Source organism: Geomonas oryzae (assembly GCF_004117875.1).
GTDB lineage: Bacteria > Desulfobacterota > Desulfuromonadia > Geobacterales > Geobacteraceae > Geomonas > Geomonas oryzae.
The window spans coordinates 638,910-656,874 of sequence record NZ_RAHW01000002.1 but is presented as its reverse complement, the minus strand read 5'-3'; the positions used below and the strand labels follow the sequence as shown (position 1 = coordinate 656,874).

Annotated in this window: 7 protein-coding genes; all 7 read left to right on the top strand. The window is 49.6% G+C overall.

Translation table 11 applies throughout. From position 1 onward, the window contains the following. Nucleotide 1 precedes the first annotated feature (1 nt). The 7 genes from D6Z24_RS07475 to D6Z24_RS07445 all read left to right on the top strand — a co-directional run bounded on the left by D6Z24_RS07475 (nt 2) and on the right by D6Z24_RS07445 (nt 17,965). The gene (locus tag D6Z24_RS07475) at nt 2–1,084 is read left to right on the top strand and encodes a restriction endonuclease subunit S (protein ID WP_162605091.1); all 1,083 of its coding nucleotides are present in this window, start codon (nt 2–4) and stop codon (nt 1,082–1,084) included. 33 nt (nt 1,085–1,117) lie between these two features. Then, the gene (locus D6Z24_RS07470; RefSeq protein WP_129125933.1) at nt 1,118–2,722 is read left to right on the top strand and encodes an AAA family ATPase; all 1,605 of its coding nucleotides are present in this window, start codon (nt 1,118–1,120) and stop codon (nt 2,720–2,722) included. After that, a complete protein-coding gene (locus D6Z24_RS07465; protein ID WP_129125932.1) occupies nt 2,722–3,663 on the top strand; it encodes a hypothetical protein in 942 nt (313 codons plus the stop codon). Before D6Z24_RS07470 ends, D6Z24_RS07465 begins: the two co-directional genes overlap by 1 nt. Before the next feature lie 196 nt (nt 3,664–3,859). After that, nucleotides 3,860–7,126, top strand: coding sequence for a DEAD/DEAH box helicase (locus D6Z24_RS07460; protein WP_129125931.1), 3,267 nt, complete (start codon nt 3,860–3,862; stop codon nt 7,124–7,126). Nucleotides 7,127–7,559: 433 nt separating this feature from the next. Continuing rightward, nucleotides 7,560–8,156 (top strand): hypothetical protein, encoded by a 597-nt coding sequence (locus tag D6Z24_RS07455; RefSeq protein WP_129125930.1) that lies wholly within the window; start codon nt 7,560–7,562, stop codon nt 8,154–8,156. A gap of 144 nt (nt 8,157–8,300) precedes the next feature. After that, on the top strand, nt 8,301–11,705 hold the full coding sequence (locus D6Z24_RS07450; RefSeq protein WP_129125929.1) for an STY4851/ECs_5259 family protein: 3,405 nt from the start codon (nt 8,301–8,303) through the stop codon (nt 11,703–11,705). Then, nucleotides 11,702–17,965 carry a DEAD/DEAH box helicase gene (locus D6Z24_RS07445; protein WP_129125928.1) on the top strand — a complete coding sequence of 2,088 codons (6,264 nt, stop codon included), beginning with the start codon at nt 11,702–11,704 and terminating at the stop codon, nt 17,963–17,965. Before D6Z24_RS07450 ends, D6Z24_RS07445 begins: the two co-directional genes overlap by 4 nt.

The window sequence follows — 17,965 nt, the reverse complement described above, 5'->3', positions numbered from 1 at the left end:
GATGACTTTCGCACTTGGAGAAGTAGCGTCTATAGAACGAAAAGCAATTCAACCAGGGGATATTGCCAAGGGCACGGCTTATCTCGGGTTAGAGCACATCGAGAGCGGCGGCGTAATTCTTGGTGCAAAGCCTGTTGACGAAGGGGAACTGGCCAGTTCTAAGTTCAAGTTCACGGAACGGCACCTTCTCTACGGGAAACTGAGACCTTACCTTGCAAAAATCGCATGTCCTGATTTTCAAGGAATCTGTAGCACGGACATTTTGCCCGTCCTCCCGGGGGCAAGGCTTGACCGCAGTTTTCTTTGCCATTTTTTACGACAACCGAAGATGGTGGACTATGCCAACTCCAGAACAACAGGGGCGAATCTGCCACGTCTAAGCCCATCGGCTTTAGCAGAGTTTCAAATCCCTATTCCTCCTCTGGAAGAACAGCGCAGGATCGCCGCTATTCTTGACAAAGCCTATGATATTCGTCGAAAGCGACAACAATCAATCCGACTCACGGAAGAAATAATCTCTTCCACTTTTCTAGAAATGTTCGGCGATATCCCAGCAAAGAAATCAATATATGACTTCGGGACGATAAGGGGGCTTGTTTCTGCGCAAAGTGGCAAATCAAGTAACCAAGTGCTTTCTGAAATAAAGACAGATATTCCAGTATATGGCGGTAATGGGATAAATGGATGGGCTACTAAACCGCTCTTTGAGGAAAATGTTGTTGTTGTTGGTAGAGTTGGTCAACAATGCGGGATCGTGCATGTAACTGACCGCCCGGCTTGGATTACCGATAATGCAATCGTCATTAGAGTGACAGATAACAATAAACTGCATCCCATCTATATCGCCGAAGCTCTACAGAGATCTCCGTTGCGAAGTAATGTCGAAAAGTTGGATTTACCATTTATTAACCAATCAGTGATTCTTGATTACCCCATACCCCTACCTCCACTCGATAGACAGCTTGAGTTTGTGAAAATTAGAGAAAAAATATGCAAAGCCAAGACCCGGCTTGTGGAAGATAGTGCCACTTCTAATGAGTTGTTTAACTCGCTCGCCTACCGCGCTTTTCGTGCAGAACTCTAGAATTTCAAGACAGTGGCGTAAAAGGAAAAGATCATGATTATCAAAGCTCTCACTTTAGAAAACTTCAAAGGCATCAGTGAGCCAGTGCGCATCGAGTTTAAGCCAATAACCCTGCTTTATGGACCAAATAGCGCCGGTAAAAGCACTATAGTCCAGGCTATCCATTATGCACGAGAAGTGCTTGACCGTAACAACATTGACGCTGACATTACCCAGCAGGGTGGTGAATTCGTCGATCTCGGAGGTTTTAGAAATTTCGTACACGGGCATGAGATTGAACGAAAGGTTAAGCTGAGCTTTGAGCTAAATCTTGCCAATGCTGTGATTCCTACCTACCACGATATTGCATTGGACAATATCATAGAAGGCCAAGGCCCAATTCCGGAATGCGATCTAAGCTACCTTGTGAAAACTGCGGCGATTGGGCTAACCATCACTTGGAGCGCCCAGTTCAAAAGGCCATACGTAAGTGAATATCGTTCTTGGATAAATGGTGAAGAGTTTGCCTGTATAACGGCAGACCCCGACGGGAAATGGGTAAAAATTTCAGAGATCAACTTCCTTAACCCACTCTTCGTCCTTCAATCCGATGCTTACGGAACTGGAAACCCCTCGACTCCACTCTTGGAAATTTATGACCTCGCTTTCCCAAATAAATTTAAAGGGGATTATAGCCAGGTGGATATCCCGTTGTATGGACAAAAGCTTGCAATTCCGAATTGGGGACGTGAGCTTTTAATTGGACAGGAAAGATCTATCACTGAAGCGAGGGACATGGAGGTTGAAAGTCTTTCGGTCCTTCAGTTTGCTGCTATATTGAGTCAGCTCGTCGTCGGTACTGGCGAACTCTTACTCAACGAATTGCGTAAATTTAGATATCTTGGCCCGATTAGGGAGATTCCTCCTCGTAATTACGAAGCTCCGCGATTCCATGAACATGCTCGGTGGTCAAATGGCCTTGCTGCCTGGGACGTGCTTAATAACGCTGGAGATAATTTTGTCGAGAAGATAAGCAGTTGGATGGCTGGAAGGCTGAATACAGGCTACAGTGTAGGCCTACGACGATACAGGGAAATCGAATATGGCTCAAGACTCCACAGTCTGCTTATCTCAGGTGGCCTCCTCGACGAGGACGAAGACACGGTACGTCGGATGTACGAAGAATGTCCTGAACAGGGTCAAGTCATCTTGAAAATGAACGACAAGCTTAATGTTATGCCTCAAGATGTCGGTATCGGTATCTCGCAGGTGTTGCCGGCCATTGTTGCAGCTCTTGCTGGAATAGATCTGCTTGTTGCTATAGAACAACCCGAATTGCATATCCACCCCCGATTACAGGCAGAACTCGGTGATTTATTTCTCGAAGCCGCTCTTAGAGATGCCGGTAATTTCTTTATCATAGAAACCCATTCTGAACATCTTCTCCTAAGAATTATGCGGCGAATGAGAGAATATGCCTCCGGCGGATCAGATACTCCTTCCTCCCTACATCCCACTCCTGAAGCAGTGGGTGTGTGGTATGTTGACGCGGACGATGGGCAAACCATGGTACGGGAAATGCCACTCAATGAATTTGGAAAACTGATCAAGCCCTGGCCCGGCGGATTCTTCGAGGAAGGGCTCAGGGAGGTTTTCTGATGCCATTGCTAGCCGAATATGCGTTGACACCTGGAATTTTTGTTGAGGACTCGTTTCCTGAAGCGACGCGGGACGAGATAATCTACAACAGCTTTGCGTTATTGCGCGAGGTCTTCATCAATGAGGGGCTGGTCAGAAATCTTTGCAGCGGTGCATGGCAAGGCCTTTTCAGAGATGGCAGTACTAACTGGCATCCAAGGGGAAAGGAACTTCTTCGTAAGCTCATAGAGCAAAACCGCCTGGTACTAGCGCCGCAGTGCCTTACGTCAATTCCCAGCACCGAGAAAGAATGGTGCGAGGAAGCATTGGCTTCCCACCAACAAACGGCTCTTTGTGGAATCGTAACAACCGACGACGTTGCCACAAATTATCCGCGGACCCACCAGCAGGTTTCAGCCATCAGCAAAATGCCTAGCGCCCCGTGGTGGTCGAAACGCTCTTGTTCGGTAACTGTAGAACGTAACATAACCTGTTATTTGGACCATCTGCGCCCTCTTTTGATGTCTGCAAATCTGCTCTCGTTTATCGATCCATATGTTGATCCAAGCGAGTGCAATTATCGGGATTTCATCCAGCTGATCCAAGCAGCTACCAGTAGACGTCCACTACCGCTTATTCAAATTCATAGGCGAAAAGGGCTAGACGGCACTAATTGGCAAGCAGTTTTCGAGACGGCTTTCGGTTCCATTGTTAAAGCGACGGGAGTGAGGATTGATATTTTTCTTTGGGACGAAATGCATGATCGCTATTTGCTCTCCGACATTATTGGCATAAGCATGCCCTATGGCTTTGATACAACCGCAAGAACCGATCACTTGGGGCGAACTACTTGGAACAGGATGTCTAGGACCGTTCGTGATAATGTACTAAAGGACTTCGATGAAGCTGCACATTTTAAGAGGTTCCGAGGGCAAGATCACTTTGTTATTCAGCCACTCTAAATCATCAAGTGGGCGAAATACATTGCTATCCAAAGTCTGGTTGTTATGCAATATTGTTATACGACAGCGTAGATCTCTTACTACAGTCCAACCCTCGTGAGATATTTGGGCCAGACAGTTATTTTAATTTTTCAACACAGGTAAGTCATCGAATATCGCTTTCTCTTCGCTTTTGCAAGAAAGGACATGTATTGCTATGACCCTGATCCCGCTTCATGCCACTTCTGTGACCTTGCCAGACATAAAGTTGAAGGCACATAAAATCAGCGGCAATACAGCGCACCGTTTTGGATTCGTCTCCCAGCCCGTGGACGTCACGATCTTTGATTCTGAAAGAAACGGGTGGTACTTGCTGCAAACAAATTTGCCGAGTCCGTACAATCGGTTGTATCTCCGCAAACCCTCCACGCGGAGCAGCATTCCATCCAATCAACTATGCCTGGAACCTACTAAGTCCTGCAATCTCGCTGAATTGAACCATTCGATCCCCCTGCGCTGGGTTCAACATCCATCTCTGAACGATACACGCTGTCCCGACGAGGTCGTTCTCAGTTGGACAAACGGATTTAACTTTCGTGAAGATCGACCAGAATTGGATTTGCCAGGTTTGCGTACACCGCAATTAGGGGCGCTGCATGCAGTTTCAGCATATTTTTCAATGCCTCGTGAGCAAGAGCCTGCCACTGTGGTTCTGCCTACGGGAACAGGGAAGACCGAGACGATGTTGGCGACACTCGTATATCGGCAACTTCCCAAGCTCTTAGTGCTAGTTCCATCCAACTCATTACGGGACCAAATCACGGGAAAGTTTCAAGGGCTGGGCTATCTGCCAAAACTAGGGGTTGTCTCGTTGGAAGTTGCTCTGCCATGGGTCACCTTGATCAAAACCGGTATTAAATCCATTACTGAAGCAGAACAAATTTTGCTTCATTCAAACGTGATCGTTGCGACCGCAAGTGTGTTAAATTCAAGTGATCAGAATGCAGTTGATCGATTATGTGCCGGAATTTCTGATCTTTTCATTGATGAAGCACATCATGTTTCAGCTTCTACCTGGACGAAGATCAGAGACCGATTTGAAGGCAAAAGGGTAGTTCAGTTTACAGCCACCCCATTCCGCAATGATGGCAGTTCACTCGGGGGCCGTGTAATCTTTAATTTCACTATGGGTGAGGCACAAAAAGCGAAATATTTCAGGAATATAAATCTCATTCCCATAGAAAAGTATTTCATGGGTGAGGGCGACGATGCTATTGCTCACAAGGCCGTCGAGAAATTACGTGCCGACCTGGCCGCTGGTCTTGACCATCTGCTAATGGCTCGCGTTGAATCGAAGGCTCGTGCCAACGTGGTGGCTTGCATATATGAGCAACTCGCTCCTGACCTTAATCCTCTAATCGTTTACTCTGAAATGAGTAGTCATCGGATTGGCGAAGCATTGTCCGCACTTTTTTCTCGCCAATCTCGTATTGTTGTATGCGTAAACATGTTAGGAGAAGGGTTCGACCTGCCCAACCTTAAGATCGCTGCGATTCATGATATTCACAAAAGCCTTGCTATCACGCTCCAATTCATTGGGAGGTTCACAAGACATTGCCAAAATGTCGGCGATGCCTCCGTCGTTGTCAATGTCGCTGAACCAGAGGTCGAAGCAGGCCTGGAACATCTTTATGCCCAAGGTGCAGATTGGGATAAGGTTTTGCGACGCTTATCTGAAGACCGTATTGGCCGCGAAATTCGTTTGCAGGAAGTCGTTGAACGGTTGAAAAATAAAGGAAACCTGCATCACCAACTGTCCCTATGGAACTTGCGGCCATCCTTTTCAGCCATGTTATTCAACACTTCTTGTAACACATGGGAACCAGATCGTTTTGTAGAGATACTCCCTAAAGACACAGAACATTGGTTTGCCATCAGCGAAGAAGAAAATATGCTTGTTGTTCTAGTAATTTACCAGGCACCGGTTAAGTGGGGTAATTACAAAGACCTCAGCGACAGCGTTTATAAGTTGTTAATTGTGCATTGGGATAAAGTTCGTTCCGGTTTATTCATCTATGCCAATGATTATAAGTGGTTCCGAGTTGAGAAGTTGGCCGAATTACTCTGTAATGGACAGTGCGAGATCGTTTCTGGTTCTAAGGTGTTTAACGTTTTTAATGGATTAAAATATCCCCTTGTCAGAAATCTCGGAGCATCTCAGGTGGGGGCAATCAGTTTTACCCAATACTTTGGCCCCAATGTGACGGAAGGTCTCTCTTTGATCGAATCAGCCCAATCGTATCTCAGTAACCTTGCTGGATTAGGGTACGACAATGGTGATAAGGTTATTTGGGGGTGTTCGCAAAAGAAGGGAAAGATTTGGTCAGTCAACAGCGGATCCATTTCTGATTGGCTGGTATGGGGGAAAATCGCTTGGGATAAGGTTTCAGCAGGGGATGTAGACGAGGCTAACATCACCCGTGATTTCCTAAGACCTAAAAAGCTTTCTTCACCATATTCAGAGTATGCCATTGCTGTTCAATGGGGAGAACACATCCAGGCAGATCCTGAAGATCGAGTAATGATTCTGTTCGGGGAAAGAGAGGTCCCTCTCTATTTGGTTGATCTTAAAATCGTGAGCCAGGGGCCAGGCTTGCCATATCACATTGCGGTAAGTGATGATGGTGATAACTCGATATATGAATTTACTATCGATGGAACTCTTCCCGCTGGGTACAGCTATGATTTGCTTTCAGGAAAGCCGGTTTCTGTCAAGAGAGGGAATGCAGATCCTAAACCGATCGGCGAGTACCTGACTACAGACCCATGGATTATCCAATACGCGAACGGTTCCCATTCCTACAACCGTTTTCTTATCGAAATTCCTGAAACTGTCGGAGAATTTACTGCAGACCTGATTGATCGTTGGGATTGGAGTGGTGTCGACATTAAAAAGGAATCGATGGGCAAGAATCGCAATGCAGCAACTGTCCAGTGGCGTGCTTTTGAACAGATACGAGATCTGTATGACGTTGTTGTCAACGACGACGGATCCGGAGAAGCCGCAGATTTAGTTGGTTTAAACGTTACTGGTGATGAGATACATCTTGGACTGGTGCACTGCAAATACTCTGGGGAAGTCAACCCTGGTGGTAGGGTAAAGGATCTCTATGAGGTGTGTGGCCAGGCTCAGAAATCCATTCGGTGGAAGCATGCTGGTATCAGCCGCCTTTATGACCGTTTGAAAGAACGAGAACGGATATGGAAGTCAGAAGGAGCGAGCAGATTTTTGAAGGGGACATTGTCAGACCTTTCAAACATCAAACGTCGATCTCGTACCGCTTCAGTCAAGCTGCAAGTATACGTGATACAGCCTGGGTTAAGAAAAGATGCTGTTACATCCGATATGTTGCGGGTGCTCGGAAGTACATCCCTGTATTTGAAAAACACTGCAAAGGCTGAACTAATTGTTGCTGGATCCTAAATTTATGCGGATTGTTTACCCCCTGCCATCGCATTCTGGCGATTGAAATTCCTACCCAGACGGAGGGGGGGCATTGCCCCCCTCTGTCCCCCTCTCTTCCTCTCAGTGCGTTCCTAGAATATCTGTTCAAGCCTGTCCCCTTTTTCCCTCTCCGGGTGGCCAGCATTCCAACCGTGTCAGGGCGTATTTGTCTGACTTCCAGAACTTCACCTGTTGGACGTTTTATTCTGCCATTTTTTAGAAAAACTCCACCTGATAATAAAGTTTGTACCTACCACAATTAAAGTTATATAGTTCCCCCTGTATTCCCTCAATTTGTTCACCCCTCGGGACCCTCCTATATCTAAAAAAAGCCTAAAGACAGTAGCTTACGATTTTGGCACGCAGCGTGTAACTGTTTCCTACGAACGATCAAGCCAAGGAGACTAATTACATGCGCAAAATGTCATTGACAGATTTCGTTGACGTTGTATCCAAGAGTGGCACGCCTAAGGCTACCAAAGTCCGCAGTGTGATCAATAGGCCAAAATATTCTCCCGCTACCGACTTCTACAAACCCCTTCGCGACCGCATTACAGATACCCACCAAAATAACCTTCCCAAAGCCAGTCTCTACAAACTTAAACAACTATTGACGGATGAGAAAAAAATTAAAAATTACCCTGCAGCCATAGAAGGATACACGGCATGGTGGGGGAACAAGACCCTTAAGTGGTTTGAGCCTGCCAATGACACGTTTGAACGGCACGGGGTGTCGGTCAGCGTTAACCCAGAACTGGGCCTGCTCATAAACGGGGTGCCATACCTGATCAAACTCTACTTTAAGGCCGACGAACTGACAAAGAACAGAATCGGTATTGCTACCCATCTGATGGAGGAATGCCTTAGGCCACATTGCAGTGAAGGAGAAATAATGGCGGTGTTGGACGTTCGAAATGGAAAGCTGTTTTCCTTGAAAGCGCCCATCCCATATCTCACAGAGATGCTGGGAGCCGAACTGGCCTATATCTCGGCATTGTGGCCGGAATAAGCAGGTTTCAGTAGCAAATCTTTCACGTCTGTGTGATTATGCTCACTTGTCAAGTCTCATGTGCTGTGGCTATTGCATAGCTATCCGGGCAGCAGCGGTAACGATGTTAAGTGCAATGAATTGAGTAATTAATAGGGGGAAACGATGTCAAGCGTTTTTCAATCCCATATTACCAACCTGCTTAACTCTAGAGGGCTTAATGCCCCAGATGGCCGTCCTCTCTATGATTACCGACTTACCGATGAAGAATTTTCCACACTTGAAACCTTTCTCAAAGAATATCTCAGAAAATTCGGACGATTTTCAAATACACCTCTTGACATAATTAAGGACGCTTCTGGTTTTCCTGCCTTGTTTGTATTGTACGCTGCAGAATGGTGGCGGCGTCGTTACAACGGCAGCGGCTTCTCCTGGGAACCTATCCTTCACGATCTTGACGTTGACTCGGACTGTTGGTCACACACCCAGCGAAGTGCCTGTGTGAGTACAGGGATCCGGGATTGGCAGTTGCCGCTGCGCACAACCGGAGGCCTTCGTTATCTAGGCACCATTGCCTTACAGGGTGGTCTTCCTATGCATCTTCTTGTCCAAGCGAGGGGAAACTTGGGGAGAATCTTGCGGATTGTACTCAAGGAGGCGACCAGATCGACTGCAAGCTCTACCGATATTCAAGGATGGGTCATAAGTCTGAATCAATATCTTCCTCGCACTTATCGGCAGGCTGAAATTTATTTGTTACTGGCCGAAGTGGTCATCACCGTGTTGCGACTCAAGGACGAGGCCGGCCTTACCCAAAGTGCAGGTGCAATAGCTCAACTGGAAAATCGAATCCCTTCGTGGCGCGAACGGTTCCCTTTGCCTGTTGGTGATGCAGATGCGCAGAAATTGATAGAACAGCTTATACAGGACGCTGTCACTGCCAAAGTGGAGCGTCAATCCCGCCTCTGCATGGTTGAACGTTTTCTGGAACAGGGGCAAGATGGCCGCTGGCATTTGTGTTCTCGAGTGACTCTTCCTGATTCTGCAGACGTGGCAAAGGTAGGAAGCCTCTTCGGCCTGGAATCAAGTTTGCTGCCGCGAATGATGGATTTTGTGCTGGAGGTTAATGGTACAGAACAGACTACCACGATGCGTAAACTTGCCGGGCACGACAAGTACCGTATCGACCGCTGTCTATGGAACGTCTCAAATTCCGATTCGGCCGAAGAGCATGTATTGCGTCTCTCTGCTCCCGATGGCCGCTCGTGGTCGACGACAGGATTCCGCGGAGAGTCGCTTGATCAGGATCTACCATGGGTATTTGATGCCGGTGACGAAGTGAATGCGTTAGTACGGCAGGGCAGCGGGGCGGTAGCGACAAGCGAGGCTTTTGTTGCGCTTCCTCCACGTTGGGATGTCTCAGCAATGGAAGAGGACATTCCAATTTTTGAAGGTGTGCTTCATCAATTTGAAAGAAAAGTCTTTCGAGTGCGCGGTACCGCTTGTTTTTCTTTGAATGATGCTGTTTGTCGTGTCCGAACGGGCCGAGCTGATGCAAAACTTGAAACCTACGAATGGCGAGGTCAACGCTTGTGGGGAGAGTTCACTAGACCGTCCATGGCGTTTCTGGGTGTACCAAAATTATTCAAGATCGATGAAAATGGTGGCGCTCAGCAAATGGCGGGCGCATTCGGGTGGCGCCCTATTGGTACACGGGGCCTGGTCGGGACCAACCCCTCCGGCCCAGCAGAAATGTGGTATCCAGCGGCAGGCGAAGTCAAATTCCGATCACGTATGGTCATCCTGCCCCCCAACGCCAAAACTACAATGGATTTTACTGATGCACGTTCTGGGGAAATCCGGCTTGAGAACTGGGGCGCAATCAGCGCCGTTTTGGTGACTACAGGAGTAAGTTCCAGTGTTATCCGGAACTCTAATTATTTATCGATTGGGCTCAAGGTAGCAGGAAGCGATAGTGTCCCAGAGTGGGTTGAACTGGATGTCTTTTGGTCTCAGACTCCGGTCCCGGCGCGAGTCCGCCTTCCTTATCCAGCCCAAGGAGCCCGTGCCTTCGATGCAAAAGGCCGTGAATTGCAGTCAGGAAGTCTGCTGTCGGCCAATCGTTTGCTCGGGGTTAGAATCCTTTGCCTGTCTGGAAGCCAGGCATGCTCAAAGCGCATCTCCTTGGAGTTTCGACTGTCGGGTAACGGTAAAGGCTCGTTATTCAGCCTTCTAATGGCTGATCAGTCTTTGCATGTCGAAATCAGGCTCCAAGATTATGCCTCGGAGATCGCCCAATTGCTCGCCACTGATGACAGGCCGGATGCAAGTGTCGAGGCCATAGTGCGGATTGGGAGTGCGATCTCTGCGCGACTGCGTATAGCTCGTTATGAATCTCGCCTAGTTCGGGAGAATGGTAGGGTCTCACTTGATGCCAGCGGTTTCCGCGGCATCTCTGAGGATGCGTTGATAGAGCTTCCTGTAATGGCCATGAGATTGGATTTCCCTGGAGAGGATGCTGTCCGTCTCTCTGGTTTTACCTCTGAAGGGGTAGCTACCGGCGCATGGGAGTTTAACCCTCAGCAGCGCGAACCAGGGTCATGGCTTATCTTTCCCCGTGAAGATGCTTCTCTTTCATTTCGTCCCACCATATGGCCTGTTGACGGTTATGCGACGACTGAAGGCCTGATTGCGACAGCAATCGGAATCCCTCAGGAGGTTCCGCGGGTCATGGCACTGGATAAGGCCATTCAAACTATTTCTGGAGATTTTCTTGATAATGGATGGGCCGATGTGGAGCGGTTGGTCACTCAATTAGGGCACCTCCCACTCGTCACTCTTGACATTTGGCGGTGCTTCGCACGTTCGGCACATGGGATGGCGGCGTTGGTGATTCGGTTTAGTTCCCTTCCCATTTCCTTTGTTGAACGCTTTGCCTCTGAACTACCCTTCGTCTGGGAGACAGTTCCGTTTACTGCCTGGCTCGTGGCGATGACAAATCTTAAACGCCAATGTGATGCCTGGTACGGAACTGCTGGAGCCACAGTATTTACCTCCCATCTTGACAATCGGATAGCAGAATTGACTTCGTATCATCCGGCCCTTTATACGATTCTTGGCGTGGCCCGTGCGGCTGCGACTGGCGACACACCTCCAGAAATCCAATTGTTTCGAAAACTCGGCGTTGATTCGATGGGAGGATTTCTCTTCTCTGGAGATGATTGCCCTTTCCAGCAATTACTGAGGAACCATGCAGATACCGACAACACTTGCATCGAGTGGCCGACTTACTTTAAAAATGGCAAATTGCGTACCCCCAATTACGCAACCTATTCATCTTTTTTTTGTAAGCAAGATCTGGGTTTTCAGTACGGAGTTGTGAACCTTCCAATTTTTTTAGCAGCTCAGGTCGCGACCGATGATTGCGAGGAATGGTTTGGTGACCCCGACTTGGTTCATGAGTTACGAAAACATATCGCCTTTGATCCTGATTGGTTTACCGAAGCCTATTACTGGACCGTTGCCCGTTGCGTGGCAGGTGGCCTGCTGAATATTGAGGAGAAACAATGACCACTGCGTATTTTGCCGATCTTCTCCCTCACTTGTCGGAGCGTGCTAAACAAGCCACTATCAGCCAAATGGGTTGCGCTAACATCCCTTTAAGACGGCACCTTGCGGAGGTGTTTTCGAGACCTTTTGGCGAGACGGGTAGTTTTCTAGCTGATCCAACCTTTGAGGCGGTGTTCGGTTGGAAGGTGGCAGACCGAAAGATGAGCCAACTGGCCGGTGGACTATTGTCACCTGAGTTGGTGAATGCTATGGATTCCCCTCCCAAGGAGTTGGCTGACGATTACAAATTTTCCAAGGAGCAATATCCATATAAGCATCAGCTGGAGGCTTGGGAAATCCTCTCAAAACCGACTCCTCAATCTGTCGTCGTGGCGAGCGGCACCGGTTCGGGCAAGACGGAATGTTTCATGGTCCCTATTCTCGATCGACTTGTACGCCTCAAACAGGAGAAATCTAGTGGACTTGTTGGAGTGCGTGCACTTTTCCTTTACCCGTTAAACGCACTGATTAACAGCCAGCGCGACCGCCTGAGTGCCTGGACGCATACATTCGGCAGCGACATCCGTTTTTGTCTTTACAACGGTAACACTGAGGATGAAGTTCGCGAGCAGATACGACGTGAACGTCCCAATGAGGTAATCGATAGGAAAACCCTTCGCGAAAGTCCTGCCCCGATTCTGGTCACCAACGCGACCATGTTGGAGTATATGCTTGTGCGCACCATCGACAAGCCTATTCTCGATCAATCCCAAGGCAAACTCGAATGGATCGTACTTGATGAGGCCCATAGCTATGTGGGATCGCAAGCGGCTGAGGTTGCCTTGCTTCTGCGTCGCGTACTGGCGGCTTTTGGGGTATCCCCTGAAAATGTCAGATTCATAGCCACATCAGCGACTATAGGTGATCCCAAAGGAGAGGCTGGGCAAGGCCTGCGGCGTTTCTTGGCAGAACTGGCAGGGGTTGGAGAGGAACGGGTTCACGTGGTGGCGGGTGAAAGACTAGTGCCAGACCTACCGACCGCAAATTCCGACAACAACGATCCGGTTGAAACACTAGAGACTGTGGATGCCGGCATGGCGTTGTCAAATGGACGCTACGAAGCGCTTTCCAGTCACCGAATCGCCCGTAAACTGCGTCATCTTTTTATTGGTGCTCCCCAGAAGCCCTCTGTTGCGCGTTTGTCACAAGTTTGCGGCGCGATTCGCGGCAATGATACTGATTTGTTGTCATTGGAGGATCAACGGGAGGGATTGCGCTGGTTGGATCTCCTTTCCAGTACACGCGATGATAGCGGTACATCGTTTCTACCCTTGCGGGCTCATCTTTTTCATCAAACCCTCTCCGGCCTCTGGGCATGTTCCGACCAGGCTTGTCCGGAAAAGGTTGGATTGCACCTTGATGATAAGCAATGGCCATTTGGCCAGGTCTATCTGGAGCCGCGAAAGCATTGCCAATGCGGAAGCCCCGCATATGAGGTGGTTACCTGCAATGATTGCGGTGAGGTTTACCTGATGTCTGGCGAGGCGAGAGGGGTTTTATCGCATCTTCAGAATCCAAATGCCATTGACGAATTTGAATTAGAAGTCGAGAAAGGTGAGGCTGTAGAGGAAACCGCTGAGGCAGGCGACGAGTCTCAAGAAGACGAACTAATCACGGGTCCGCAGAGTAAAGTTCTAATCGTCAATCGCCCTTTGCCACGTGTGGGCGAAATCTATCTCGATCGTGTTACTCGCAAGATAACCGAGAATGATGCCGGGATATTGAAGCTATTGGGGCACGAGGAAGACGGTGATGGCTTGATCTGCCCAGCCTGTGAGGGGGAGCAGTCACCGCGAAATCGTTTGTTTCAGTCGAGTCGAATTGGTGCTCCTTTTTTGCTGGGTAACATCCTGCCTACGTTGCTGGAGTATGCCCCTGACGGTGATAAACCTGCAGACCATCCGTACCGTGGACGGCGCCTGTTGACCTTCAACGACAGTCGTCAGGGCACAGCGCGTATGGCAGCCAAACTCCAGCAGGATGCAGAGCGGACAAGGGTGCGCAGTCTTGTTTATCACCTTACACTCCAACATGGAAAAGGACAGGCTGGTCAACAGGCCGTGTCATTAAACCAGGAGATTGAAACCTTGCTGCAGATTCCTCTTTCATTGAGGAATGATGCCCTGAACAAACTTATTGACCAGAAAAAAGCTGAACTGGTCCAGCTTGCCAAGCCGACACCTATATTATTCAATGATCTTGCCCAATTTCTTGCCAATCAAGGGCAGGACTTCGAGCGCATGCTCAGAAATTATAGACGTTTTGCACCAGACACGTTCGGGAGTGCTGGCGGGACCCTGGAGTTAGCTCGCTTGTTCCTGGTAAGAGAGTTTGGAAGACGTCCAAAGCGTCAGAACAACCTCGAGACTATGGGAATGGTAGCAGTTTGCTATCCTGCTGTTGACCGGGTAAGAGATGTTCCACCGGTGGTGGTGCAAGCCGGGGGCTTCTCAATCGAGGATTGGCGCAGTTTCCTCAAACTGTGTATGGATTTCTTCGTCCGAGCCGGTGGGTCGCTTATGATTCCACCGGCTTGGCGGAATTGGCTTGGGATGTCATTCCCGCCGACACAGCTTGTGCCGCGTGACGAGGTTTACACAGCGCGGCACCAGCGTCGCTGGCCTCGTGCAAGGCGCAGTGGAAAGCAAAGCACGTTAGTGAAAATCTTGTCCTATGTTTTGAATGCAGACATTGAAACCCCTGACGGAGAAGACCGCATAGATGCCATTCTTCAAGCGGCCTGGGAAACGTTACTTGCTGCTGGATTGTTCCAGATGACCGCAGATGGACGTATGGTGTCCTTAGACCAACTGGCTTTTGCTCCAATGGAGAGTGCGTGGGTGTGCCCCTTTACACGACGCTTTTTAGATACCACGCTCAGATGTGTCACTCCGTACCTGCCGCGTCGAGTTGCTGCAGGTATGGCTGTGTGCCAAAAAGTATCTTTGCCCCTTTATAATGAACCATTCGGTGGCCTGACCGACGACCTTGATCGGGTCCGACACGGGAGAGAATGGCTATCGCTGGAACCTACCATCGCAGGTCTCCGCGAGGAAGGGTTATGGTCGAACCTTAACGACCGGATCATTGAACTCGCCCCTTTCTTCATTGCAGCTGAACACTCTGCACAGCAGGATTCCATTACCCTGGACCGTTACGAGCGAGCTTTTAAAACTGGTGACCTGAACCTTCTTTCGTGTTCTACGACAATGGAGATGGGGATCGACATCGGCGGCATTGGGATGGTTGCTATGAACAATGTACCGCCGCATCCGGCCAACTATCTACAGAGAGCCGGCCGTGCAGGTCGCCGGCGCGAAGTGCATTCGGTAGCAATGACTCTGTGCAAATCGAATCCCCATGATCAGGCGGTATTCGGTAATAGTCGCTGGGCATTCGACACTGTGTTACCGGTACCTCGGGTATCTCTCGATAGTGCGATAATCGTGCAGCGGCATGTCAACGCATTCCTGCTTACCCACTTTTTGTCTCAGCATCTTGCTTCTAGCAGCCAGGAAAAAACTAAAATGACCTGCGGATGGTTTTTTGCCGACCAGACCAACCCAGCTTTAGCCTTTACGGCCTGGTGCAGGGATTACGACCCAATACCGGCGTCTCCTCTTGCCGAGGGACTGCGGCAACTGTCCCGCCACAGCGTGTTCGAGGGGCATCCCCCCGCCAAGCTTGCACGCCAGGTCGCCGATATGATGGATCGAGTTCGTACAGTTTGGTCCGCCGAGTGGGATGCACTAGCATTACAGGAACAAGAATTAAGAGGCGCGGGTGAAAGTAATCCTGCCTACAGGGCAGTTCAATTGCACCAAACGCGCATGTCGGGCGAGTACCTGTTGCGTGAACTGGCAACTCATGGTTTTTTACCCGCACATGGTTTCCCAACAGATATAGCTGCATTTGACAACCTGACTGTTGGCCAATTTAAAAGGATGAAGTCTGACAAAAAAAACGGGAGCAGAGAAGACAATCGTTATCGGAGGCGAGAGCTTGCCAGCCGTGACCGGGTCACCGCCCTGCGTGAATACGCCCCGGGTTCCGAGGTCGTGATAGACGGACTGGTGTTTCGCTCCGCCGGCATAACTCTCAACTGGCATGTACCGGCGGCACAGCAGGATGTACGAGAAATCCAGGACATCCGGTATGTCTGGCGTTGCCATTACTGCGGAGCAAGTGGTTCAAGCCATAGTCTTGAAACCAGCAGGCATTGTCATGAGTGTGGGAAGGGGATTCGGGCGGAAGACATCCGTGAATTCCTTGAGCCCGCCGGATTTGCAGTGGATTTCTATGAAGATCCCAACAATGACGTTACGACACAGCACTTTGTTCCAGTCGAGGCCCCATGGATAAGTGCCCAAGGTGATTGGTTGCCCCTCGCAAATCCGATGTCCGGCCGTTTCAGGGTAAACACTCGTGGCCATATCTTCAACCAATCCCGTGGTGTACACGGGGAAGGTTATGCACTATGCCTTGCATGTGGTAGAGCCGAGCCGATGGTTCCCGGGCATGCACTTCCTTCGGGTTTTGAGCGCCCACATCGTAAACTGCGCGGGGCTCGACAGGGTGATGCGATTTGTCCCGGCAGCCAAGAAACCTGGAAGATAAAGCCTGGCCTGACTCTCGGTCATGAATCCTATACGGATGTATTTGAGCTGCAGATCATGACGGAGAGCGGAGTTTGGCTGCAAGATAGAACGGCGGCTCTTACCCTGGCGGTTGCACTCCGGGATAGTCTGGCCGAAGCAATGGGTGTCCAGACGAGTGAACTGGGCTGTGACGTCAAAGAGGCTAAGCCGGAAGATGGCGTAAAATGTCAGTCCATCCTTATTTATGATCGATTTGCCGCAGGATATGCCTCCAGCGCAGATAGGTACTTGGAGAAGATTTTTAGATTAGCCCGAAAGCGTCTTGACTGTGAGGCTAACTGCGACAGTGCATGTCCGCACTGCGTTCTGGATTTCGATCAGCGTTTCGCAGCTGACAACCTCGATCGCCGTGCAGCGTTGCGTGTGTTAACAGAAAACTGGATGAATGCCCTCGCGTTGCCAGAGGATCTTGCATATTTCGGATCGGTATCTCAGCCTGAGTACGGCAGACTCTCAGAAGGAATTTGGCGTGAAGCGACTCGTGAAGAGTCGGCCAAAATTCTCCTCTTCGCAGGAGGAGATATTAAAGAGTGGGATGTCGGCGCCTCTGCTCTTCGGCACCTTGCATATCGGTTAGCTGGTCAGGAGCGCGATGTCGTTGTCGTAATCCCGCAGGCTGGTCTTTCCTCAGCCAATGAAACAGATATGTTGCTTCTTGCCAGTTTGGCAGATCACCCTCGAATCAATATCCTTTCACTTCCAGAGGTCCCGCAGGCCGGGGATGGTGTTGTACTTGCCGAAGTTGTGAGCAAGTGGGGGAGTACGAGGTGGGCAACGGGAGATGGTTCGGCGGCCACCTTCGGTCCGGACTGGGGAAAGACAAATGGCCCCTTGATCAAGGGCACAAATTTGGATCCCCTTGTGCTTGCCGGACAGCGAGTTTCCTCGGCTGATGTGCGTCCAAAATACATTGATGGTGGAGATCGGGAAATCGTAATCCACCATGAGCTTGACGGGCCACTTAAGGGGTTCGGCGATCGTTTCTGGAGCATGGTAACTAATCAACACCCCGCAACAAAGGCTCTCCTCGCAAGCTGTGATAAAAATATCGTTAGCATCCGCTACCAGGATCGCTACTTGTTTACACCCGCCTCAATCGCATTATTGGCTGACCTCATTTCTGGCCTGCATAATCAGGTCGGTAGTGAAGGGTGGCCTACTCCAGCACTTGCCATTGCTACCACCCAACAAAGATCGGCAGGGGAGTACAGAGCTCGAAGTGTGGTCTGGGCAGATTGGCCGGATATTCAGCTGCGTGACCAAGTGGTAAGGGACCTATTCGAAACCATGGACCTTAAGGTGGAACTGCAGGTAGCCAGCAAAACCGAAATACAGCACGGACGCCTTCTTGAGGTTAATTTCAAAAACGGGCAACAGATAAAACTTCGGCTAGATCAAGGTGTATCGTACTGGCGTGCCGTTTCTTCGGGCACTGGTGGCTATGACTCTGTAAAGTTCGACTTCAACTTGCCGTCAAAAGAGCAAAGCTTGCGGCTCGCGGCCTTAAAGGCCCACGTGGAAGGGGCGTTACATCCGACAGAGATTTTTGTGACTGTCCGGTAG